The organism is Bacillus sp. FJAT-42315, from assembly GCF_002797375.1.
GTDB lineage: Bacteria > Bacillota > Bacilli > Bacillales > Domibacillaceae > Bacillus_CE.
The window spans coordinates 1,622,206-1,643,205 of sequence record NZ_KZ454941.1; the positions used below are offsets into that span (position 1 = coordinate 1,622,206).

Here is a 21,000-nt window from a genome sequence, read left to right on the forward strand (position 1 = left end):
CGGTTACTAAAGAGCTAGGCTTTGCTACCATAATTATGTGGAGATGCCTAGCTTCTTCTTTATTCATTATTTCCAGTAACAAACGAGTAGATTTCATCTTCAATGACTTCATAAAGATCTTCGCCTTCATTGGCACAGCGCTTCTCTATACGGTTAATGAGACGGAGTAATAGCTCTTTCTCTTCCTGCCAATCAGGCTCATAATCATATTTGGCTAAGCTTTGTTCGATTCTTTTTTGAATAAATGGTTGTTGCAACCTTATCTCCTCCAGATAGCTGTTTGCTCATGAATAACGGACAGCCATATCGACTGTCCGTTTCATTTTACTCTTCGTCTAATACTTTTTCTGCGCGTACACATGATTCGAATTTTCCTTTATGGCCAGCATCGCAAAATGGCATGTTTTGTGACAAACCACAGCGGCATAAAGAAAAAGTTGGTTTTGTTTGGAATACATTTCCGTCCATATCGATTAATTCTACATCGCCCGATACTTTAAAAGACCCATTATCCATGACTTTAATTTGTGCTTTTGACATCATAATTCCCCCTCTTAATGATTGACACATTTTGATCTTATAAAGAAAAGAGGGAAAAAGCAATACGATGAGGGAAGACCTTTAGCATTAATGTAGATCAAAATGCTTGAGAAAATGATCAATGACTTGCTCGTATTGCTCCGGGTTTTCATTGAACGATTGAGCGTGTGCACCATTTGGTGCTAAATACAGCTCCTTTGGTCCTTTTTTTCGGCGGAAGAGCTCTTTTGTCATATCAGGGAGAATAAACTCATCTTCTTCACTATGAATGAAAAGGATCGGTTTTTTTATGTTTTCGACAGCTGTAAGAGGGGAGACCTCTGATAGACGAAAACGATCTCGCCAGGCCACCATCCATTCGGCTAAGTGAACAATCGCTTGTGGCGCGACCTTGATTTCTCGCTTCATTTGATGAATCATTTGCTCTCTAAAATCGGAGAACGGACAATCGGCAATATAAAAATTAGCTCGATCTTCAACCGTTCCTGCATATAAAAGTAAAGTGGCAGCACCCATCGATTCTCCGTGGATACCGAAAGAGACGTGTTCTCCTTCGCGGTGAATTAATTCATTGACGACCGCTTGTAAATCGTACTTCTCGTAATGCCCGTAACTAGTCGTTATTCCTTCTGATTCTCCGTGACGACGATGATCGTAAATAATGCCATTAAAGCCTCGTTTAATAAATAAATTCATATATTTAATCGAATTCGTTTTGTTTTCAGTGACGCCGTGGCAGAAAATCACATACGGACGACCTGGGTAAGGGGTAACAAAGACGGCTTTCAATCGATAGCCGAAAGGAGATTGAATCCATACGTCTTCTTTCGGTAACTGTTCATACGCTTCGATATCTAGTCGTTTCGCCTCGACCTCTCGTTTGTAAATGAGCTGTTCATCTTTTTTTTTCATGTACAACACTCGGTTAGATACATACACACCAACAGCAGCGGTCAGTGCAGCTGTTGTCCCGAGAACGGTCCACCACTTTTTCATATTCTCACCTCAAATTAGTCACATTCTACATTAAGTGTACCATTTCAAATAAGAAAGATCATGTGGTTCACCTCATGTTCATTCTGAGGTAAAATATACGATACACATGAAAAGGGAGGGGCAGAACGATGGCAAAGAGAAAACAGCCAACGAAACAGCAATCAACATCAGCTAAGGAAGATGTATTAACGTTAAAAGATACATTAAATGCCGGTGTGCTTGAACAGTTAAAAATAAAGCAGAAAGAACTAAAGGAACAGGAGCAACAGCAAAAAGAAGCAGAGGAAAAGCGAAAAAAAGAGGAAAGACGCCAACGGGAGAAAAACAAAAGCTTTGAAGAGTTGTTAAATGATAGTTCTATGGACTGGACGAAATTTAAATAAACCAAAAAGGCTGTTCGTAAGTACGGGATGCGTGACTTATGAACAGCTTTTTTCATCTTAAAAGTTAGTATAAGCAAAAACAGCTTCGACAGCGGCTGAAAAGGTTAGTTCTCCCGGTTCGATCGGAACGGATTCGGTCGAGGCGGATAAGACCATTTTCTCCGTCGGTCTTGATTGAATGTGCGCACTTCTTTCCACTAGCTTCATCGGTGTTTGGTTAAGTTGAACATGGAGCGTTTTGGCTAATTCTTTTGCTTTGCCAATCGCATCTAAAGTAGCGAGCTGTAACGCTTTACGGTAAGCGGCATGAGGGGTAGACGTCTTGAAGGTGATGTCTTCGATGATATTAGCTCCGTTTTCCGTAGTGATCGTTAAGATCGTCCCGATTTGTTGTAATTGATTGACTTGCACTTCTAATAAATGTCGAACCTCGTACCCAGTTAAGATCGATTTTCCTTCCGTATATTGATATACCGGTCGAATGGAATATTGCTTTGTTTTAATATCATTTGAAGGAATCCCGCTTTTATTTAACGCTTGAATGATTTGATTGGAAACAGAGCTGTTTTGCTGTTGAGCATCGATCACCTGTTTCGCTTCACTTACGATTCCAATTGTGATAACCGCTTGATCTGGTGCGGTCGTGACGGTTGCTTTCCCTTCAACGATCATTGTAGGTGAACTGGACTCATCGTATCTCATTTTTCTCCCTCCTTGGTTTTTATATATGTCTCCAAAAGGGTAGTTACCACCTGTTCAACGATGTTGGTTATAGTGCGCTGCTTTTGTAAGTGTTTGCAATGCCTTATATTCTTGTGTTGACAGTGAAGCTTCCTTTACGGCACGAACATTCTCCTTTAACTGTTGAGCAGAGCTTGCGCCAGTGACGACCGAAGCGACAGACTCATGGTGTAAAAGGTAGCGAAGTGCAAGACCGTTTAATGAGTGTTCGTTTGTTGTTAGTTGTTCTAGTTTTTCGAGCAGCTCTTTTAATTCGTGTGCTGAATAATCCAGATACCCTTGATCCTTTATTTTCTCTCTCCAATGATCACTTAATAACCCTTTAGCGACCGGTCCGCGTGCAACGACGCTAACTCCATGTTCTCGGAGTAGCGGCAACACCGCTTCTTCAGAACGGCGGTCGAGTAAGCTGTATTGCATCATGATGCTATCGATTGCCGAGTGTTTCACGAATTCACGAATGACATTTGGCCGAATCGAAGAGATTCCATAAGCACGGATGAAGCCTTCTTTTTTCAACTCTTCAAACGCTTCAATCGTTTCCTCGATCGGGTCATCGATCGTTCCGCCATGAAGTTGATATAAGTCGATATAATCAAGCTGTAAACGTTGTAAGCTACCTTTGACGGCCTCCTTAATGTAGGCTTTCGAGGGGTCCCATGTCCAGCCATCTTTCCCCTCTTGCCAACGATTCCCTACTTTTGTGGCGATAATCACTTCCTCTCGAACCGATGTTAACGCTTGTCCAACGAGACGTTCGTTGACGCCAAAGTCATATAAGTCGGCCGTATCAAAATAGTTGATTCCTTCTTCGAGTGCGGTCTCTATAATAGCGTGTGCTACTTTTTCATCTGTTCCTAACGACATGCAGCCGAGGGCGAGTTCGCTTACTTGTAAATGAGAATGTCCAAGTCTTTGCTTTTTCATTAATTCTTCACTCCTTTTCCTCATCATAGCGAAGAGAAGTCCTTCGAGACAAATGTTCTGTCTAGCTGTGGTAAAATGAGAAAGAGAAGAAGGAGTGATCCATGTGAAAAAATTTGAAGAGAAGACGATCCACACTGAGCCGATTTTTGAAGGGAGAATCATTCGGCTACAAGTCGATGATATTGTGCTACCAGACGGGAAAACAGGAAAACGGGAAATTATTAAACATCCAGGAGCTGTAGCCGTACTTGCTTTGACAGCCGAAGGAAAGATTGTTCTTGTAGAACAGTACCGCAAAGCATTAGAGCGTTCATTAGTAGAAATTCCAGCTGGCAAGCTAGAGGCGGGAGAAAAGCCGGAAGTATGTGCACGCCGGGAGCTGGAAGAGGAAACGGGCTATGATTGTGAAAGCATGACATTGCTGCAATCGTTTTATACATCACCGGGCTTTGCAGATGAGCTTGTTCATGTATTTATTGCAGAAGGTTTAGTCAAGAAAGAGGATGCGTTATCACTGGATGAAGATGAGTTTGTTGAAGTGATGGAAGTGACGTTAACAGAAGCGGAACAGCTCATCAAGGATCAACGAATTTTCGACGCGAAAACAGTCTATGCGATTCAATATTTACAGCTCCAACAGCAATTGAATAACTAAATAAGCGAACGCATATTCAGCTCCCCTCATACATAAAGTGAACTAATAGTAAAAGGGGGAGCTTATATGCGGAAAAAGATCTCGTCGATTTTAATTGGTCAACACGTTCAGGCGAATGCCTCCATCTATGTATTTGTCGCTGTGCTTTTTTTTATGGGAGTCGTGTTTGGGGCGGTTGTCGTTAATAGTCTGTCTCTTAATCAAAAAGAAGATTTAGCTTATTATTTACAGCAATTTTTTGGACAAGTATCAGACGGTCAAGTTGCGGCCTCACAAGATATATTTTGGCAAAGCTTTATTCATAATGTAAAGTATTTAGGTTCTATTTGGTTGTTCGGCATTTCGATTATCGGTTTGCCGCTCATTTTTATCTTTTTATTTATGAAGGGGATTGTCATCGGATTTTCGGTGGGCTTTCTTGTTCAGCAAATGAGCTGGAAAGGCTTCTTTTTATCAATGACGACGGTGCTACCGCAAAATTTAATTATTATACCGGTTTTCTTATTTATTGCCGCCGTCTCAACCGCATTCTCATTGCAACTCATCAAAAAGATATTTATGAAGCAAGGGAATCAATTTTATATCGGTCCTTTCCTTTTGCGATACATTTTGTTTTTTTTAATCGCTATCGCGGCAGCGGCGCTGGCAGCTGGAGTTGAAGCCTATATTTCACCATTGTTAATGAAAATAGTTATATGATAATAATTATCAATGAAAAATAATTATTAAGAGAATATTGTAATGATTTTATTTTGCAACCTCCTCCCAATTTGTTATAATAAAGAAACATCAGCGTGGGAGGGGACTAATGATGGAAAGTCGGATAGAAAGAATTAAGAAACAGTTGCATTCTGCGAGTTATAAATTAACTCCTCAGCGCGAAGCTACTGTACGGGTGCTACTTGAACATGAAGAAGATCATTTAAGCGCAGAAGATGTATACCTCCTAGTGAAAGAAAAGGCGCCTGAAATTGGGTTGGCTACTGTCTATCGAACGTTAGAATTACTGAATGAATTGAAAGTAGTAGATAAGATAAATTTTGGGGACGGTGTTTCTCGTTATGATCTGCGTCAAGAAGGCGCCGCTCATTTTCATCATCACCTCGTTTGTATTGAATGTGGAGCGGTCGATGAAATTCAGGAAGACCTTCTCGAAGACGTAGAGGTCATCGTTGAACGTGATTGGAAATTTAAAGTAAAAGACCATCGTTTAACTTTTCATGGGATTTGTTGGCGCTGTCAGGAGAAAGCCGAGCAACAAGGAGAAAATGAAAAGCAGCATGTAGATTAATAAAGGGCTGTCCTAAAGAGAAGAGCAAATGTCTTCACAACGATAAGTAGTATCGATGAAACATCCTGATACGCTAGTGAAGAAGCGAAGCGCTTAAGGGACAGTCTTTTATATTTGTTTTATATCCAGTTCTACATCTCCACTCAGCTAGCATAAGCTATATCAATTATGATAGCGAGTAGGGGGAAGAGATGATACGAGAATGGGGAAAAGCCGTTCGGCGAGCGAGTGGAGTATTTTTTTTATTTACTAGCTTGACGCTCTTATTTTATAGTGGAATTGTTTGGCTTCAACATGAATATGAAAAAAAGCATCGGTATGACGAGCCGGAAGGAGCAGCAATGAAAGTAGCTGTTCGAGTAGACGATGTAGATATGCGCTGGCTGGAACGCCTGTTGCTTTTTTATTTAGATGGGGAGTAATTCAATGAAGGATCAATTACAAGATTTCATTCATTATATGGTCGTTGAGAAGGGACTAGCTAAAAATACAATAGCAGCTTACGAACGCGATTTAAAGCGTTACTTATTGTATATCGAGAAAGTGGAGCAGTTGTCTTCATTAAATGATGTGACGCGTGTTCACATTGTTCAATTTCTAAATGAGTTGAAAACGGAGGGGAAATCAACGAAAACGATCGCACGACATATTGCCTCGGTCCGATCTTTTCATCAATTTCTACTTCGGGAAAAAGCGGTTGATCAAGACCCTTCTGTTCATATCGAAACACCACAAGCGGAGAAAAAATTACCGAAAGTACTCAACTTGTCTGAAGTGGAGGCGTTAATGGTAGCACCGGATACGTCGACACCGTTTGGCTTGCGAGATCAGGCAATGTTAGAATTATTGTATGCGACAGGCATGCGAGTAAGTGAATTAACATCGTTAAACCTAGACGATATTCATTTAACAATGGGGTTTGTTCGCTGTTTCGGTAAAGGAAATAAAGAAAGAATCATACCAATTGGTCAAACAGCCATTGGTGTGATTGAAACCTATCTTCAAGACGGAAGGCCGAAATTGAAGTCCGCTAAACGTACAACAGAAGCTTTGTTTTTAAATCACCATGGCAACCGTTTAACGCGACAAGGATTTTGGAAAATATTAAAAGGGCTTGCTCAAAAAGCCGATATTGAAAAGGATTTAACGCCGCATACATTGCGCCATTCTTTCGCTACTCATTTATTAGAAAATGGGGCAGATTTACGAGCGGTGCAAGAAATGCTTGGTCATGCTGACATTTCAACGACACAGATCTATACACATGTGACGAAAACAAGAATGAAAGACGTGTATACACAATTTCATCCGCGAGCTTGATCATCGAAAAGGCTGTCTAGTGGAAGGGATGCAACTCGCATCTTTTCATGGGGCAGCCTTCTTCTTTTGCTTGTACAAAAGCGATAAAATCGGGTAAAATAAAAAGAAACAAGGTTGTCAGACTTCTGACGATTTAGTAGATGATTATTCAAATAAAATTAGGGTAATATGTTCAGTAGAAGAGAGAAAAAGGAGGACACAAAATGGTAGCGTCTACATTTAAGCGAATTCATTTACTAGTGATGGATTCAGTAGGAATTGGCGAGGCACCTGATGCCGAAAGATTCAATGACTTAGGGTCAGATACACTAGGCCATATCGCAGAAAAAATGAACGGATTACATATGCCACATATGGCAAAGCTCGGGCTTGCGAATATTCGAGATATTCAAGGGCTTGAAAAAACGAACGAGCTACTTGCTTATTATACGAAAATGCAAGAAGCTTCTAACGGAAAAGATACGATGACCGGTCATTGGGAGATCATGGGGCTAAACATTCAAACGCCTTTTCAAGTGTTCCCTGATGGATTCCCTGATGAATTAATTGATGAGTTAGAGCAAAGAACCGGCAGAAAAGTGATTGGCAATAAGCCGGCAAGCGGAACAGCCATTTTAGATGAGCTTGGCAAAGAACATATGGAAACAGGGGCATTGATTGTGTATACGTCCGCTGATTCTGTGTTGCAAATTGCGGCACATGAAGAGGTTATTCCTTTAAAAGAGCTATATCAAATTTGTGAAATCGCGAGAGAGCTTACTCTAAATGAAAAATATATGGTTGGTCGTGTGATTGCTCGTCCGTTTATTGGCGAGCCAGGAGCTTTTACGCGTACCTCGAATCGTCATGACTATGCATTAAAGCCTTTTGAACGCACGGTGATGAACGAAATGAAAGACGCTGAGTACGATGTCATTGCGATCGGCAAAATTTCCGATATTTACGACGGAGAAGGAGTGACACAAGCGGTACGGACGGTATCAAATATGGATGGTATGGATAAGTTTATTCAAGCGTTTGATCAAGAGTTTACAGGTTTAAGTTTTGTTAACCTCGTCGATTTCGATGCGCTGTTTGGACATCGTCGCGATCCGATCGGTTATGGAAAGGCACTGGAAGAATTTGATGCCAGACTTCCAGAAGTGTTTGAGAAAATGACAGACGATGATTTATTGATTATTACCGCAGATCACGGAAACGATCCCATCCATCAAGGAACCGACCATACGCGCGAGTATGTCCCATTGATTGTCTATTCACCACGTTTCCAATCTGGAAAGGAATTGCCGATCAGAAAGACTTTTGCTGATATCGGTGCCACAGTAGCAGAAAATTTTGATGTCAAGATGCCTAAATATGGCGAGAGCTTTTTAAACGACTTAAAGTAAGGGAGAAAAAATAATGAACGTAGAAAAAATAGAACAAGCGACACAATATTTAAAAAAGGTGAGTCGAAAAAATCCGAAAATTGGTTTGATTTTAGGTTCCGGTCTTGGCGTACTTGCTGAGGAAATTGAGAATGCAGTTAAGATTCCTTATAGTGAGATTCCTGATTTTCCAGTGTCTACAGTCGAAGGACATGCGGGGCAGCTTGTCTTCGGTACGCTATCTGGAAAAGAAGTAGTGGCTATGCAAGGTCGTTTTCATTACTATGAGGGATATTCGTTTGATCAAGTGACATTTCCAGTACGTGTAATGAAAGCACTGGGCGTAGAAACAGTGATTGTGACGAACGCGGCTGGCGGTGTCAATGAAGCATTTGAACCAGGAGATTTAATGATCATTACCGACCATATTAATATGATGGGTGGTAATCCGCTGATTGGTCCAAATGACAATCGTCTTGGTGTTCGTTTCCCTGATATGTCGGAAGCTTACAGCAGAGAACTTCAACAGCTGGCAAAAGAGATTGCCAACAAGATCAATCTTTCCATTCAAGAGGGCGTCTATGTTGGAAATACAGGACCAGTGTACGAAACGCCTGCTGAAGTGCGGATGGCAAGAACACTCGGTGGTGATGCTGTCGGTATGTCCACCGTACCAGAAGTAATTGTTGCTCGTCACAGTGGGATGAAGGTGCTTGGTATTTCTTGTATTTCTAATATGGCAGCTGGTATATTGGATCAACCGCTAGCTCATGAGGAAGTCATTGAAACGACAGAAAAAGTTCGAGCTGACTTTTTGTTGTATGTCAAAGAAATTATTAAATCTATGTAAAGAGAGGCGCGATCATCAGATGAGAATGGTAGATTTAATTGAAAAAAAACGTGATGGACATCCATTAACAACGACAGAAATTAACTTTATCATTGACGGTTATACAAAAGGAACGATTCCTGACTATCAAATTAGTGCTTTGTTAATGGCGATCTACTTTCAAGGAATGACCGAACAAGAGCGAGCGGATTTAACGATGGCAATGGTGAATTCTGGCGATCAAATTGATCTGTCCGCTATCGAAGGTATCAAAGTTGATAAGCATTCTACTGGCGGTGTAGGAGATACAACGACTTTAGTGCTTGGCCCGCTAGTTGCAGCGGTTGGTGTACCTGTTGCTAAAATGAGCGGTCGCGGACTTGGACATACTGGTGGCACGATCGATAAGCTAGAAGCAGCGGAAGGCTTTCATGTTGAAATAACGAATGAACAGTTCATCGAGCTTGTGAACAAAAATAAAATTGCTGTTATTGGGCAAAGTGGTAACTTAACACCAGCAGATAAAAAGCTCTATGCTCTTCGTGATGTGACGGGTACGGTGAATAGCATTCCGTTGATCGCTAGCTCGATTATGAGCAAAAAAATTGCTGCAGGCGCAGACGCGATTGTGTTAGATGTTAAAACAGGCGCAGGCGCGTTTATGAAGACACTTGAAGACTCACGTGACCTCGCCCAAGCGATGGTCAATATTGGCAATCATGTCGGTCGCAAGACGCTGGCGGTGATTTCAGATATGAGCCAACCATTAGGATTTGCGATTGGTAATGCGCTTGAAGTACAAGAAGCGATCGACACATTAAAGGGAGAAGGTCCTGAAGATTTAACGGAACTTTGCTTAGTCCTTGGTAGTCATATGGTGTATGCGGCAGGAAAAGCATCCTCTCTTGAAGAAGCCCGCCAAAAGCTGATGGGAGTCATTGAAAACGGTCAAGCATTAGAGAAATTCAAGATTTTCATTGAAGCTCAAGGTGGAGATGGATCGATTGTAGACGATCCGACGAAGCTTCCTCAAGCAGCTTACCAAATAGAATTAGTAGCCAAAGAAGAAGGCTATGTGTCAGAAATTATTGCTGACTATGTCGGAACAGCAGCGATGTGGCTTGGTGCTGGTCGAGCGACAAAGGAATCTGACATCGATCTCGCTGTCGGTTTAATGTTGAATAAAAAAATCGGCGACAAAGTTGAAGTGGGCGAATCGTTAGTTACTATACACAGCAATACAGAAGAGGTGGAACAAGTGAAAGAAGAGCTGTACAAGAGCATTCTTCTTTCCAAAGAAAAAGTCGCTCCACCTGTGCTCGTGCATGAAGAAATGATGAAATAGACTGAAAAAGAAGCATCCTGAAAAAGGGTGCTTCTTTTTTGTATAAAAATAGAGATGTTGGAAAAAATGGGGTTATACCGTATGGATAGTTCACAACAATGGAGGTTATTTAATCATGATGCGAAAGTTTGTATTATTTCTTGCTTTTTTGCTCATTTGGCATAGTGTACCCCTTCTTTCCTCAGCGAATGAAGCCGATGATAAGCTGCAAATGGCGGAAAACGCTAAGTCCGCTATTTTGGTTGAAAAAGATACCGGGACTGTGCTGTTTGAGAAAGATAGCCATAAACCATTGCCGCCAGCTTCTATGACTAAAATTATGACGATGCTACTCATTATGGAAGCGATCGAAAGCAAGAAAATATCATGGGAGGATCAAGTGAGGACGAGTGATTTTGCTGCTTCAATGGGAGGATCACAAATATTTTTGGAGCCTGGAGAAGAAATGACGGTCAAGGAAATGCTTCAAGCGATTGCGATTGGATCGGCTAATGATGCATCCGTTGCGATGGCTGAACGAATTGGTGGCAGTGAAGAAGCATTCGTTCAAATGATGAACAAGAAAGCAAAGGAATTAGATTTAAAACAAACGCAATTTAAAAATGCGACGGGGCTTCCTGAAAAAGGTCATTATAGCTCTGCTTATGATATGGCAATTATGGCGAAAGAATTATTAAATCATGAGCAAATTACCGAATTTACTGGAACATATGAAGCGTATTTGCGAAATGGAACAGATAAGAAGTTTTGGCTTGTCAATACGAACCGTTTATTGAAATTTTACCCGGGAGTAGATGGGCTGAAAACAGGGTTTACGAACGAGGCAAAATATTGTTTAACAACAACTGCTCAAAAAGGGAAGATGCGTCTTGTCGCCGTCGTGTTTGGAGCGCCAACGCCGAAAGATCGCAACGCTCAAATTACGAAAATGATGGATTATGGCTTTGGTCATTATGCGCTCACGCCTCTTTATGAAAAAGGAAGAGAAATCACCAGTTTAAATGTAGTGAAAGGTCATAAAAATAAAGTAGCTTTAGAAACAGGAGCAAATGTATCAGTCATTGCCCGCAAAGGAGACAAGCAAGTCAAAATGAAGCAACAGCTTCATTTGCAAAAAAACATTCAAGCACCGATAAAAAAGGGAACGAAGCTTGGAGAGCTACGCATTAAAAGAGATGGAAAGGTCATCTCGAAGACGCCGCTAATTGCCAAAGAAGATATTCATAAAGCAAGCTGGTGGCAATTTTATAAAAAAGTGTTTCATTATTTTACGAAAACGAGCGATGCATAATGACGAAGCAACGATTCTTTTAGCGAATACGTACTAGTTTTGTCAGGCAGAAGGATTGGTAAGGGGCGCCGTCGAAATGCTTCCTATTACTGAAAAAAGGGGGCTTAATTATGAGCTTAACAGTAGACATGGAAGTGGTCGATCAAGTTCTTTGCCTTCGCTTAATCGGAGAACTCGATCATCATACAACCGAATCGCTCAGGAAGCAAGCGGATGAAGCGATTGATAGACAAGGAATTCGTCATATTATATTAAACCTTGAGGAGCTAACATTTATGGATAGCTCAGGGCTTGGTGTTGTATTAGGAAGATACAAAAAAATTCAGCAAAAAAGTGGTGAGATGGTTGTATGTGCCATTTCTCCATCAGTGAAAAGGCTGTTTGAGTTATCTGGTTTGTTTAAAATTGTTCGAATGGAAACGTCAGAACAACAAGCACTCGAACGATTGGGGGCGGCTTAATATGAAAAATGAAATGAATGTTCAATTTAGTGCGATTAGTCAAAACGAGTCGTTTGCACGAGTGACAGTTGCTGCTTTTATCGCTCAGCTAGACCCTACAATGGACGAGTTAACTGAAGTGAAAACCGTTGTTTCTGAAGCGGTAACAAATGCCATTATTCATGGCTATGAAGGGAATCCAGCAGGAGTTGTGTATATATCGGTCGTCATTGATGACGGTCTCATTGATCTCGTTATTCGAGATGAAGGAGTCGGCATGGAAAATGTCGAGGAAGCGAGACAGCCATTATTTACAACAAAGCCAGACCTAGAACGGTCAGGAATGGGATTTACGATTATGGAAAATTTTATGGACGAAGTAGAAGTTACCTCACATCAAGGATCAGGCACCGTAATTCGTTTGAAGAAACAGATCGCTAATAAAAAAGCATATTGTAATTAAGGGGCCAAGCCATGGATGTTGAAATTAAAAAAAATAAGCCGGCTATTTTGTCAGATGCTCAGCTCAAGAAATTAATTAAAGAAAGTCAAGAAGGCAATCAACAAGCACGAGACACGATTGTTGAGAAGAATATGAGACTTGTCTGGTCCGTCGTTCAACGTTTTTTGAATAGAGGGTATGACCAGGATGATTTATTTCAGATTGGCTGTATTGGCTTATTAAAATCGGTGGATAAATTTGATTTAAGCTATGACGTCAAGTTTTCCACTTACGCTGTACCGATGATTATCGGGGAAATTCAACGTTTTATTCGTGATGATGGAACGGTCAAAGTCAGCCGTTCCTTAAAGGAAACGGGCAATAAAATTCGCAGAGCAAGAGAAGAGCTGTTAAAAAAATACGGCCGAACACCAACGATTCAAGAAATTGCTACTCACTTAGATATTTCTCCTGAAGAAGCAGTAATGGCTCAAGAAGCTGCACGATCACCTTCCTCGATTCATGAAACGGTATATGAAAATGACGGAGATCCAATCACTCTTCTAGATCAAATGGCTGATAAAACTGATCAGCAATGGTTCGACCAAATCGCTTTAAAAGAAGCCATTAGAGGGTTGGAGGAGAGAGAACGGTTGATTGTCTATTTGCGTTACTATAAAGATCAGACGCAAGCAGAAGTCGCCAATAGACTAGGTATTTCTCAAGTGCAAGTGTCACGATTAGAGAAAAGAATTTTGCTGCAAATGAAGGAAAATATGACGTCTACGTAAAGGGTTAAGTCGGTTCAACGATTGTTGGCCGACTTTTTTCATGCCATTGATCGCATAACTACATCCGTTTTTGCTCATATTAATGACTATAATGAAACAGCAGGGTGGGAGAGTGATGGAAACTTCCATTTTTATTCGCTTAATTCCTCGTATTCATCTAAATGTGAATGCGAACGTGAAGCTAAAAGACATAGCTCAAATCATTGCCCCTGAACAATTGCTACCAAGTCTGCTTCATATGGACTTATATCAAATTAAACCAGAGGATCAGCAAATTGTTGTTATTGAAGCGATGACGATTGTGAAAATGGTACTTCATCAATGGCCGGAAGTAGATATCCAGTTCATCGGACCGTCAGAAACGATTATTGATACAGCTCCAACCCGGAAGAAAAGCTCCTTTTCCCTTTTTCTTTTCATCTGGTGTTTATTATTTACAGGAGCTGCATTAACGATTATGAACTTTCACGAAGATGTGAGTATGCAAGCTGTTCAAGTGAAATTGTACAAGATTATTACCGGTGAACAGAAAGAGCATCCGCTCATTTTACAAATACCATATTCCATTGGTTTAGGGGTGGGCATGATCTTATTCTTTAACCATTTATTTAAAAAGAAATTCAATGAAGAACCGAGTCCGCTCGAAGTGGAGATATTTAAATATCAACAAGATTTAAATCAATATATTGTGTTAAACGAGTATAAGGAAAGTAGGACGAATAGTGGGTATCGTTCATAATATGTTGCTAGCTTTTCTCGGTTTAGCTGGCGGTTTATCAGTGGGCGTTGGGTATGTAGCATTTATTACTGTTCTTGGCGTTATTCCAAGAATGATGCAAATGACGAAAACATTTAGCAAAATTAGAGGATATGAATGGGCTGTTATTTTAGGAGTACTTGCTGGAACAATGGCTAGCTTACATCCTATTCGGCTCTTCATATCAGAAGTGTGGCTCTTACCGATTGGGCTGCTAAGCGGAATGTTTATTGGCATGTTAGCGGCAGCCTTGACCGAAGTGTTAAATGTATTTCCGATTATCGCTAAGAGAATGGGTGTTCATGAGCATATTTTAGTATTGATTATGGCTATCGTCCTTGGGAAAATCGCTGGTTCATTGTTCCAATGGCTGTATTTTGTGTACCAGTAATCACACTGAAGGATCGTGAGGAGGTTTATCGGTGCAAGAAACGAAAACGACAAGGATTCCAAAAGATCCTGTGAAAATGAATGGATTAATGGAGCAAAAGATTGGTTTAGGTAAAAGCTTTGATATCGGCGTTCGTGAATTTGTCATTCTCGGAAAAAAGGTTCACATTTATTATGTAAATGGGTTATGTGATACCTCTTTTATCATTGAAATATTTGCTCAGCTCACACAAATTAACGATCATGAAAAAAGAAGTACGCACATTAGCAACATAATCGATAATAGAATTGCCCACCAGTCAGTCGATAAAGTAGAGACTGTTGAGCAACTAATGGATCAAGTGCTATCTGGATTAATAGCCATTGTTATTGAAAATGAAGAACAAGCATTGATTGTCGATGTTCGTAGCTATCCGGGAAGACAACCAGAAGAACCTGATACAGAAAAAGTGGTACGTGGCTCGCGCGATGGGTATGTAGAAAATATTATCGTTAATACCGGGTTAACAAGAAGGCGGATCAGGGATGGTCGTCTTCGATTTGAAATGACAAAGGTTGGACAACGATCTAAAACAGATGTAGCGATCGCTTACATTGATGGGATAGCAGATCCAGATTTAGTGGCGATAGTGAGGCAGGAATTAGATGCCATTGATATTGATGGTATTCCAATGGCCGATAAGACGATTGAAGAGTTTATCGTTAAACAAGGTTATAATCCTTATCCAATTGTGAGATACACAGAAAGAGCAGATATTGGCGCCGTTCATTTGTTAGAAGGTCACGTTCTCTTGTTTGTCGATACGTCGCCAAGTGTGATCATTTTACCAGCTACTTATGTTCATCACTTACAACATGCGGAAGAATATCGACAATCGGCGGCGGTCGGGACGTTTATTCGTTGGCTTCGTTTCTTTGCTATTCTTGCTTCGTTATTTTTATTGCCGTTATTATTGCTGTTTTCACTTGAGCCACAGCTATTGCCGAAAGCGTTGGAATTTATCGGTCCTAATAAGGAAACGAACATTCCTTTAGTGTTGCAAATTTTTATAGCAGATATTGGTATTGAGCTTTTAAGGATCGCAGCCATTCACACACCGACACCATTATCAACGGCGATGGGCTTAATTGCCGCTGTTCTTATTGGGCAAATTGCGATTGATGTCGGTTTGTTCGTGCCTGAAGTAATTTTGTATGTAGCGATTGCGGCTATTGGGACATATGCCACTCCTAGCTATGAGCTGAGCATCGCTAATAAATTATCTAGGCTATGCTTGCTTGTAGCTGTTGCACTATTTAAAGTGCCAGGATTTATGATTGCCACTACGTGTATTATTATCTTTTTAGCTCATATGCGCGCCTTAAACACTCCTTATTTATGGCCGATTCTTCCTTTTGATCCTCAAGCATTTTGGCAAATATTTATTCGAAAGACGGTTCCATCAGCCAAATTGCGACCATCGATCGTGAATCCGCGAGATGTAACGAGACAACCAGTGGATGAATAACGATGTTGAGCAGATAACGGATGTGTGGTATATTACTTTTAATCATTTTAGTTTTTAGACAGTTTGTCACGTAGACGACTGTCTATTTCTTCTTTTTTATTATCTGAATATTGACATTTGAGAAAAAAGAAACTCAAAGAATAGAGGAGAATATATGCATACATATGGAACGGCACGTGTAAATGAATTTGGACATTTAGAAGTGGGAGGAGTCGATTGTGTTAGTTTAGCTAATACATATGGCACGCCTCTGTATATTTATGATGTCGCGTTAATACGAGAAAGAGCAAGAGGGTTTAAAGAAACGTTTGAAAAGCTTGGAGTAAGCGCACAAGTGGCGTATGCTAGCAAAGCGTTCTCATCCATCGGCATGATTCAATTGGTAGAAGAAGAAGGGTTGTCTTTAGATGTTGTATCTGGAGGCGAGCTTTATACAGCTTTGAAAGCCAACTTCCCGGTTGGGAGAATCCATTTTCATGGAAATAATAAAAGTAAAGAAGAGCTTGAGATGGCCATTGAAAGTGGTATTGGCTGTGTTGTTGTCGATAATTTTTATGAGTTAAATATGCTACAATCTCTTTGTGAGCAGCAAGGAAAAGTGATGAATATTTTACTTAGAGTGACTCCTGGAGTGGAAGCTCATACGCATGATTATATTACGACAGGACAAGAAGATTCAAAGTTCGGCTTTGATTTAAATAACGGTCAAGCGGAAGAAGCTATGCAGATGGCTGTGCAAATGACAGGGATCAAGCTGTTAGGAGTCCATTGTCATATCGGATCGCAAATATTTGAAACGACAGGCTTCACGTTAGCGGCTCGGAAAATTATCGAAAAGCTGGCGGACTGGAAAGAACGCTATCATTTTGAATCCGACGTATTAAACCTTGGCGGCGGCTTTGGAATTCGCTATACTGAAGAAGATGATCCGCTAGAACCTTCACAATATGTGGAGGAAATTATTAAAGAAGTGCAAGATCAGACAGCTACTTATGGAATGGCTATGCCGGAAATTTGGATTGAGCCAGGTCGTTCTCTCGTTGGAGATGCGGGTATTACGCTATATCAAACAGGATCAGAAAAACATGTCCCGAATGTGAGAAAGTATATTGCGATTGATGGGGGTATGAATGATAATATTCGTCCGGCTCTGTATGAAGCGAAATATGAAGCGGTGTTGGCTAATCGAGTAAACGATGCTGTAGAAGAAACGGTATCGATTGCTGGGAAATGTTGTGAATCGGGAGATATGCTTATATGGGATTTACCACTTCCAAAAGCGGAGTCCGGAGATATTTTAGCGGTGTTCTGTACAGGTGCTTATGGCTACTCTATGGCTAATAACTATAATCGTATTCCAAGACCTCCTGTTGTCTTTGTGGAAAATGGACATGCCGACTTAATTATAAAGAGAGAAAGCTATGAGGATATTATTAAGCTGGATCTTCCTTTGACAAAAACGATAAGTCATAAATGAATAACGAACCATTCGAGGTGAAGTATGAATAGAAGTAACGCCATACTTTTTATCATTTTTATGTTAATTGCATGTGGCTGGGGTTTATATTATTGGTTGTTCATTGCTTAAGTAAAGTTGAATAATTTCCAATGTTTTGTTAAAGTGGTAATTATTAATCAACGACTACTTGCATGATAACCATAAGATTGAAGAGGGATTTCACATGTTAATTCGTTATAAAAAGTCATTTGAAAAAATTGCTATGGGTTTACTGTCGTTTATGCCTCAAGAAAAGGAAATTAAAAAATTGCAGGAAACGATGAAGTCCTATGAAGAAAAAAAGCATTGGCAATTGTATTTATGGAAAGATGAAGAGGTGATCGGGGCGATAGGAACAAAGGAAAAGGGAGATATAATAGAAATTCAACATATCTCTGTCAATCCTTCCTATCGCAAGGAAGGGATCGGCAAAAAAATGGTAAAAGAGTTAAAAGAGATGCATACGGACAAGAAGGTCGTTCCTAACTCATCTACCTCTAAATTTTTTCATAAGTGTGAAGAAGACCCGACTGAATAAGTATGGGTCTCTTTTTAATGACTAATATTTTGAATGTTTTTTCTGGCCTTTTGTTTTTCTTGTAACGATCGTTTACGAGCTGCAATTACATCAGAACGATCTCGTAAAGAGTGTTTGTGATATAGATAATCCACTGACTCCTTTACAAGTGGAGAAAAGCAAGATTGTTTTACAAGCTCATATTGTTTCTTAAGCTCTGTATGACGCAAAGGAATAGACAGAGGGGTGAATGGTCGTTGGTGATGTAAAGCTTGAAGGCGAACAGAGAGAGCTTCTAAAAAAGCTTCGCTGTCAATTCCTAGTTCAGCTAGCTCTTTTTGACGTTTCTGTAGAATATTGAGGGCTTTTGTTGCTAGCTTAATCGCCCCAATAAAATTGCCGCGGCGATGGTGATAAAGCACGACGGCTGTTTGAATAAGACCGACCCAAACAGAATCACGAGCCTGGTCCGTCTGTTCTTTCCAATATTCTTCTAACACTTCGTGGCATTCAAAATAGTCTTGATGATCATGGAAATGAACGAGAAAGGTTAAATAAGACAACGGATAAGAATACATGAACGTCCTCCTACACTACATTGCATTACACACATCTTAACATGCCGAAAACTGTTGATCAAATTCCGAAAATAGTAGTGGACAGTGTCGCTGAATCCTCTATACTAAAAGTTGAGCTTTTTTTGAGTGAACTGAAAAGAATTGGTGATAAAATATGCAATATAAAGTAAAAGTTGATGCTTTCGAAGGACCACTCGATTTGTTGCTACATTTAATTCAGCGGTTAGAGATTGACATATATGATATTCCGATGGCTGATATTACGGAGCAGTATTTATTATTCATTCATGCGATGAAGGAATTGGAGCTGGATGTCGCCAGTGAATATTTAGTCATGGCTGCGACGTTATTAGCGATTAAAAGTAAAACATTGCTCCCTTCACATGAGGAAGAGGAAGAGGTCGATTGGGTAGAAGAAGATCCACGAGAAGAGTTGGTGGAACGACTAGTTGAGTATAAAAAATATAAAGAAGCAGCCGAGCGCTTGAAAGAGAAAGAAGAAGAACGAGGAGAGTTTTTTACAAAAGCGCCGAGTGATTTAACGGCTCTTGAAGACAATCAGCCATCATCACAGAATTTACGTGTTACTGTATATGATATGCTTGGTGCGTTTCATAAGCTTCTGCGTCGCAAAAAATTGCAGCGCCCAATGACGAAAAAAGTAAAAAAGCAAGAGGTCTCACTAGAAAAACGAATAGATCAAATTTTGTCCACATTAGCTACGTGCAAACAACCGACTCGTTTTGTTGACCTCTTTCCATATGAGGATAAAGGGCATATGGTTGTTAGCTTTTTAGCTGTATTAGAATTAATGAAACGAAATGAAATTGTCGTTGAGCAGCAGAACAATTTTTCTGATCTGTTTGTGATGGCAAAAGGAGGGGAACGTGAATGAATATTATTCGTTGGATGAGCATTACAGAAAGTTTACTTTTCGCTGCCGGTGATGAAGGGTTGTCATTAAAACAAATTGTTCAAGTGCTTGAAGTGGAAGAGCATGAAGCGAAAGATATCGTGAATGAATTAAAGGAACGCTATGAACAGGATCCAGATCGGGGCATTCTATTAATTGAACTCGCAGGCACCTATCAGCTGGCAACGAAAAAAGAACACGCCTCCTATATTAAAAAGCTAGTGGAAAACAGTCATTCACACACGCTTTCTCAAGCGGCTCTGGAAACGTTAGCGATTATCGCTTACAAACAGACGATCACAAGAGCGGAGATTGAAGAAATTCGTGGAGTGAAGGCCGATCGAGCGCTACAAAACCTCGTAGCGAAAGGTTTGATTAAGGAATACGGACGAGCAGAAGGACCGGGAAGACCGATTTTATATGGTACAACGAAAGAGTTTTTGGATTGCTTCGGATTAAAGGATATTTCAGAGCTTCCGCCATTATCAGAAATCGAAGACAATGAACAAGAGGAAGCGGATTTATTTTTTGAACGATTTGAACAAGTATTAAATAATGAGGAGTAAAAAGCGGCTGAGGCCGCTTTTTTTTTGTTCGTCATGTTAGGGGCTTATTTTGCATATAGTTGTACAAATAAGCGAGGGAGAGATCGGCGGATGAATAAAAAAATGCCAGTTGTCATCCTGGCTTTCCTACTGTTCTTGCTGTCAATAAACTCACCAGCACAAGCGAGCACGAGTGCTGTTAGTGCGATCGTCATGGAGCAACAAAGTGGACGGGTGCTATATGCTAAAGATCCACATGAGGTGATGCGCATTGCTAGCATCACGAAAATTATGACCGCAATTATTGCGATTGAGTCGGACAAGCTACAAGAAAAAGTAAAGGTGAGCAAGCGAGCGGTGCTAACGGAAGGATCATCCCTTTATTTAAAAAAAGGCGAAAAGATTTCGTTAGAAGATTTGGTGTACGGCTTAATGTTGCGCTCAGGAAATGATGCGGCTGTCGCGATCGCTGAACATGTAGGCGGAAGCAAAGAGGGATTTGTATTTTTAATGAATGAAAAGGCGAAGGAAATCGGCATGAAGAATACTCACTTTGCTAATCCACACGGCTTAGATGATAGTGAAAAGCATCGTTCCACCGCTTATGATATGGCACTTTTGACAAGATACGCGATGAAAAATGCTAAGTATCGTGAAATAGCTGGAACGAAAAAACATCGAGTCAAAGATCCAAGTGGTGAGTGGGATCGCATTTGGCATAATAAAAATCGTTTATTGACAGAAAAGTATGAATATTGCACAGGAGGGAAAACAGGTTATACGAAAAAAGCTCATCGAACATTAGTAACAACGGCGACGAAGGGGGATATGGATTTAATTGCAGTGACCTTGGATGCATCTGATGATTGGAATGACCACATCTATATGTACGAATCGAGCTTTGAACAATATGATCCTAAGGTGATTTTGCATAAA

27 protein-coding genes are annotated in these 21,000 nt (G+C 40.4%); 21 read left to right on the forward strand and 6 right to left on the reverse strand.

Going from position 1 to position 21,000, the window contains the following annotated elements; translation table 11 throughout:
- Positions 1 to 59: 59 nt before the first annotated feature.
- The 3 genes from CEF22_RS07810 to CEF22_RS07820 all read right to left on the reverse strand — a co-directional run bounded on the left by CEF22_RS07810 (position 60) and on the right by CEF22_RS07820 (position 1,536).
- On the reverse strand, positions 60 to 257 hold the full coding sequence (locus CEF22_RS07810; protein ID WP_157843195.1) for a YqzH family protein: 198 nt from the start codon (positions 255 to 257) through the stop codon (positions 60 to 62).
- Positions 258 to 324: 67 nt separating this feature from the next.
- Entirely contained in the window at positions 325 to 540 is a 216-nt protein-coding gene (locus CEF22_RS07815) for a CDGSH iron-sulfur domain-containing protein (protein WP_100402409.1), read from the reverse strand.
- Between the two features lie 87 nt (positions 541 to 627).
- Entirely contained in the window at positions 628 to 1,536 is a 909-nt protein-coding gene (locus tag CEF22_RS07820; protein WP_100402410.1) for an alpha/beta hydrolase, read from the reverse strand.
- Between the two features lie 128 nt (positions 1,537 to 1,664).
- Here CEF22_RS07820 and CEF22_RS07825 point away from each other — a divergent pair, with 128 nt between their 5' ends.
- Positions 1,665 to 1,919, forward strand: coding sequence for a YqkE family protein (locus CEF22_RS07825; RefSeq protein ID WP_100402411.1), 255 nt, complete (start codon positions 1,665 to 1,667; stop codon positions 1,917 to 1,919).
- A gap of 57 nt (positions 1,920 to 1,976) precedes the next feature.
- Here the strand turns inward: CEF22_RS07825 and CEF22_RS07830 are convergent, their stop codons facing one another.
- On the reverse strand, positions 1,977 to 2,621 hold the full coding sequence (locus tag CEF22_RS07830; protein WP_100402412.1) for an SIMPL domain-containing protein: 645 nt from the start codon (positions 2,619 to 2,621) through the stop codon (positions 1,977 to 1,979).
- Positions 2,622 to 2,675: 54 nt separating this feature from the next.
- Entirely contained in the window at positions 2,676 to 3,587 is a 912-nt protein-coding gene (locus CEF22_RS07835; RefSeq protein WP_100402413.1) for an aldo/keto reductase, read from the reverse strand.
- A 103-nt stretch (positions 3,588 to 3,690) separates the two neighbouring features.
- Between CEF22_RS07835 and CEF22_RS07840 the strand changes: the two genes are divergently transcribed.
- From CEF22_RS07840 to CEF22_RS07920, 17 genes are all read left to right on the forward strand, one after another.
- The gene (locus tag CEF22_RS07840; RefSeq protein ID WP_100402414.1) at positions 3,691 to 4,242 is read left to right on the forward strand and encodes an NUDIX hydrolase; all 552 of its coding nucleotides are present in this window, start codon (positions 3,691 to 3,693) and stop codon (positions 4,240 to 4,242) included.
- Between the two features lie 66 nt (positions 4,243 to 4,308).
- Positions 4,309 to 4,941, forward strand: coding sequence for a stage II sporulation protein M (gene spoIIM / locus CEF22_RS07845; RefSeq protein WP_100402415.1), 633 nt, complete (start codon positions 4,309 to 4,311; stop codon positions 4,939 to 4,941).
- Between the two features lie 112 nt (positions 4,942 to 5,053).
- Positions 5,054 to 5,533, forward strand: a complete 480-nt coding sequence (gene fur / locus CEF22_RS07850) for a ferric iron uptake transcriptional regulator (RefSeq protein WP_095478316.1) — start codon at positions 5,054 to 5,056, stop codon at positions 5,531 to 5,533.
- A gap of 191 nt (positions 5,534 to 5,724) precedes the next feature.
- The gene (locus CEF22_RS07855; protein ID WP_100402416.1) at positions 5,725 to 5,955 is read left to right on the forward strand and encodes a DUF4227 family protein; all 231 of its coding nucleotides are present in this window, start codon (positions 5,725 to 5,727) and stop codon (positions 5,953 to 5,955) included.
- Positions 5,956 to 5,959: 4 nt separating this feature from the next.
- Positions 5,960 to 6,853, forward strand: a complete 894-nt coding sequence (xerD, locus tag CEF22_RS07860; RefSeq protein WP_100402417.1) for a site-specific tyrosine recombinase XerD — start codon at positions 5,960 to 5,962, stop codon at positions 6,851 to 6,853.
- Positions 6,854 to 7,056: 203 nt separating this feature from the next.
- Positions 7,057 to 8,241, forward strand: a complete 1,185-nt coding sequence (gene deoB / locus CEF22_RS07865) for a phosphopentomutase (RefSeq protein ID WP_100402418.1) — start codon at positions 7,057 to 7,059, stop codon at positions 8,239 to 8,241.
- Between the two features lie 13 nt (positions 8,242 to 8,254).
- A complete protein-coding gene (locus tag CEF22_RS07870) occupies positions 8,255 to 9,070 on the forward strand; it encodes a purine-nucleoside phosphorylase (RefSeq protein WP_095478185.1) in 816 nt (271 codons plus the stop codon).
- A 19-nt stretch (positions 9,071 to 9,089) separates the two neighbouring features.
- Positions 9,090 to 10,394 carry a pyrimidine-nucleoside phosphorylase gene (locus tag CEF22_RS07875; RefSeq protein WP_100402419.1) on the forward strand — a complete coding sequence of 435 codons (1,305 nt, stop codon included), beginning with the start codon at positions 9,090 to 9,092 and terminating at the stop codon, positions 10,392 to 10,394.
- A gap of 118 nt (positions 10,395 to 10,512) precedes the next feature.
- Positions 10,513 to 11,685: a D-alanyl-D-alanine carboxypeptidase family protein gene (locus tag CEF22_RS07880; RefSeq protein ID WP_100403946.1), complete on the forward strand. Its 1,173-nt coding sequence runs from the start codon at positions 10,513 to 10,515 to the stop codon at positions 11,683 to 11,685.
- 110 nt (positions 11,686 to 11,795) lie between these two features.
- The gene (spoIIAA, locus tag CEF22_RS07885; protein WP_100402420.1) at positions 11,796 to 12,146 is read left to right on the forward strand and encodes an anti-sigma F factor antagonist; all 351 of its coding nucleotides are present in this window, start codon (positions 11,796 to 11,798) and stop codon (positions 12,144 to 12,146) included.
- A gap of 1 nt (position 12,147) precedes the next feature.
- The gene (spoIIAB, locus tag CEF22_RS07890) at positions 12,148 to 12,588 is read left to right on the forward strand and encodes an anti-sigma F factor (RefSeq protein WP_095478179.1); all 441 of its coding nucleotides are present in this window, start codon (positions 12,148 to 12,150) and stop codon (positions 12,586 to 12,588) included.
- 11 nt (positions 12,589 to 12,599) lie between these two features.
- Positions 12,600 to 13,358, forward strand: coding sequence for an RNA polymerase sporulation sigma factor SigF (sigF, locus tag CEF22_RS07895; protein ID WP_095478177.1), 759 nt, complete (start codon positions 12,600 to 12,602; stop codon positions 13,356 to 13,358).
- Positions 13,359 to 13,473: 115 nt separating this feature from the next.
- Complete coding sequence (locus tag CEF22_RS07900) at positions 13,474 to 14,097, forward strand: stage V sporulation protein AA (RefSeq protein ID WP_095478176.1); 624 nt, start codon at positions 13,474 to 13,476, stop codon at positions 14,095 to 14,097.
- 1 nt (position 14,098) lies between these two features.
- The gene (locus CEF22_RS07905; RefSeq protein ID WP_095478313.1) at positions 14,099 to 14,506 is read left to right on the forward strand and encodes a stage V sporulation protein AB; all 408 of its coding nucleotides are present in this window, start codon (positions 14,099 to 14,101) and stop codon (positions 14,504 to 14,506) included.
- 76 nt (positions 14,507 to 14,582) lie between these two features.
- The gene (locus tag CEF22_RS07910; protein WP_100403947.1) at positions 14,583 to 16,013 is read left to right on the forward strand and encodes a spore germination protein; all 1,431 of its coding nucleotides are present in this window, start codon (positions 14,583 to 14,585) and stop codon (positions 16,011 to 16,013) included.
- 154 nt (positions 16,014 to 16,167) lie between these two features.
- Complete coding sequence (gene lysA / locus CEF22_RS07915) at positions 16,168 to 17,490, forward strand: diaminopimelate decarboxylase (RefSeq protein ID WP_100402421.1); 1,323 nt, start codon at positions 16,168 to 16,170, stop codon at positions 17,488 to 17,490.
- A 205-nt stretch (positions 17,491 to 17,695) separates the two neighbouring features.
- Positions 17,696 to 18,049 (forward strand): GNAT family N-acetyltransferase, encoded by a 354-nt coding sequence (locus CEF22_RS07920; RefSeq protein ID WP_100402422.1) that lies wholly within the window; start codon positions 17,696 to 17,698, stop codon positions 18,047 to 18,049.
- 14 nt (positions 18,050 to 18,063) lie between these two features.
- On the opposite strand, the gene CEF22_RS07925 is transcribed toward CEF22_RS07920, so the two are convergent.
- Positions 18,064 to 18,606, reverse strand: coding sequence for a DUF309 domain-containing protein (locus CEF22_RS07925; protein WP_100402423.1), 543 nt, complete (start codon positions 18,604 to 18,606; stop codon positions 18,064 to 18,066).
- Between the two features lie 154 nt (positions 18,607 to 18,760).
- On the opposite strand from CEF22_RS07925, the gene CEF22_RS07930 reads away from it, so the two are divergent.
- From CEF22_RS07930 to CEF22_RS07940, 3 genes are all read left to right on the forward strand, one after another.
- Positions 18,761 to 19,501: a segregation/condensation protein A gene (locus CEF22_RS07930; protein ID WP_100402424.1), complete on the forward strand. Its 741-nt coding sequence runs from the start codon at positions 18,761 to 18,763 to the stop codon at positions 19,499 to 19,501.
- Positions 19,498 to 20,085 (forward strand): SMC-Scp complex subunit ScpB, encoded by a 588-nt coding sequence (scpB, locus tag CEF22_RS07935; protein ID WP_095478168.1) that lies wholly within the window; start codon positions 19,498 to 19,500, stop codon positions 20,083 to 20,085. The genes CEF22_RS07930 and scpB overlap by 4 nt, the downstream gene beginning before the upstream one ends.
- A 90-nt stretch (positions 20,086 to 20,175) precedes the next feature.
- On the forward strand, positions 20,176 to 21,000 hold an 825-nt coding region (locus tag CEF22_RS07940; RefSeq protein ID WP_100403948.1), incomplete at its 3' end, for a D-alanyl-D-alanine carboxypeptidase family protein.

What these genes read in the sequence shown, in the direction of transcription:
- CEF22_RS07815 (WP_100402409.1), bottom strand. Translation starts at nt 540, where the DNA reads ATGTCAAAAGCACAAATTAAAGTCATGGATAATGGGTCTTTTAAAGTA.
- CEF22_RS07820 (WP_100402410.1), bottom strand. Translation starts at nt 1,536, where the DNA reads ATGAAAAAGTGGTGGACCGTTCTCGGGACAACAGCTGCACTGACCGCT.
- CEF22_RS07825 (WP_100402411.1), top strand. Translation starts at nt 1,665, where the DNA reads ATGGCAAAGAGAAAACAGCCAACGAAACAGCAATCAACATCAGCTAAG.
- CEF22_RS07830 (WP_100402412.1), bottom strand. Translation starts at nt 2,621, where the DNA reads ATGAGATACGATGAGTCCAGTTCACCTACAATGATCGTTGAAGGGAAA.
- CEF22_RS07835 (WP_100402413.1), bottom strand. Translation starts at nt 3,587, where the DNA reads ATGAAAAAGCAAAGACTTGGACATTCTCATTTACAAGTAAGCGAACTC.
- spoIIM (WP_100402415.1), top strand. Translation starts at nt 4,309, where the DNA reads ATGCGGAAAAAGATCTCGTCGATTTTAATTGGTCAACACGTTCAGGCG.
- fur (WP_095478316.1), top strand. Translation starts at nt 5,054, where the DNA reads ATGGAAAGTCGGATAGAAAGAATTAAGAAACAGTTGCATTCTGCGAGT.
- CEF22_RS07855 (WP_100402416.1), top strand. Translation starts at nt 5,725, where the DNA reads ATGATACGAGAATGGGGAAAAGCCGTTCGGCGAGCGAGTGGAGTATTT.
- xerD (WP_100402417.1), top strand. Translation starts at nt 5,960, where the DNA reads ATGAAGGATCAATTACAAGATTTCATTCATTATATGGTCGTTGAGAAG.
- deoB (WP_100402418.1), top strand. Translation starts at nt 7,057, where the DNA reads ATGGTAGCGTCTACATTTAAGCGAATTCATTTACTAGTGATGGATTCA.
- CEF22_RS07870 (WP_095478185.1), top strand. Translation starts at nt 8,255, where the DNA reads ATGAACGTAGAAAAAATAGAACAAGCGACACAATATTTAAAAAAGGTG.
- CEF22_RS07875 (WP_100402419.1), top strand. Translation starts at nt 9,090, where the DNA reads ATGAGAATGGTAGATTTAATTGAAAAAAAACGTGATGGACATCCATTA.
- CEF22_RS07880 (WP_100403946.1), top strand. Translation starts at nt 10,513, where the DNA reads ATGCGAAAGTTTGTATTATTTCTTGCTTTTTTGCTCATTTGGCATAGT.
- spoIIAA (WP_100402420.1), top strand. Translation starts at nt 11,796, where the DNA reads ATGAGCTTAACAGTAGACATGGAAGTGGTCGATCAAGTTCTTTGCCTT.
- spoIIAB (WP_095478179.1), top strand. Translation starts at nt 12,148, where the DNA reads ATGAAAAATGAAATGAATGTTCAATTTAGTGCGATTAGTCAAAACGAG.
- sigF (WP_095478177.1), top strand. Translation starts at nt 12,600, where the DNA reads ATGGATGTTGAAATTAAAAAAAATAAGCCGGCTATTTTGTCAGATGCT.
- CEF22_RS07900 (WP_095478176.1), top strand. Translation starts at nt 13,474, where the DNA reads ATGGAAACTTCCATTTTTATTCGCTTAATTCCTCGTATTCATCTAAAT.
- CEF22_RS07905 (WP_095478313.1), top strand. Translation starts at nt 14,099, where the DNA reads ATGTTGCTAGCTTTTCTCGGTTTAGCTGGCGGTTTATCAGTGGGCGTT.
- CEF22_RS07910 (WP_100403947.1), top strand. Translation starts at nt 14,583, where the DNA reads ATGAATGGATTAATGGAGCAAAAGATTGGTTTAGGTAAAAGCTTTGAT.
- lysA (WP_100402421.1), top strand. Translation starts at nt 16,168, where the DNA reads ATGCATACATATGGAACGGCACGTGTAAATGAATTTGGACATTTAGAA.
- CEF22_RS07920 (WP_100402422.1), top strand. Translation starts at nt 17,696, where the DNA reads ATGTTAATTCGTTATAAAAAGTCATTTGAAAAAATTGCTATGGGTTTA.
- CEF22_RS07925 (WP_100402423.1), bottom strand. Translation starts at nt 18,606, where the DNA reads ATGTATTCTTATCCGTTGTCTTATTTAACCTTTCTCGTTCATTTCCAT.
- CEF22_RS07930 (WP_100402424.1), top strand. Translation starts at nt 18,761, where the DNA reads ATGCAATATAAAGTAAAAGTTGATGCTTTCGAAGGACCACTCGATTTG.
- scpB (WP_095478168.1), top strand. Translation starts at nt 19,498, where the DNA reads ATGAATATTATTCGTTGGATGAGCATTACAGAAAGTTTACTTTTCGCT.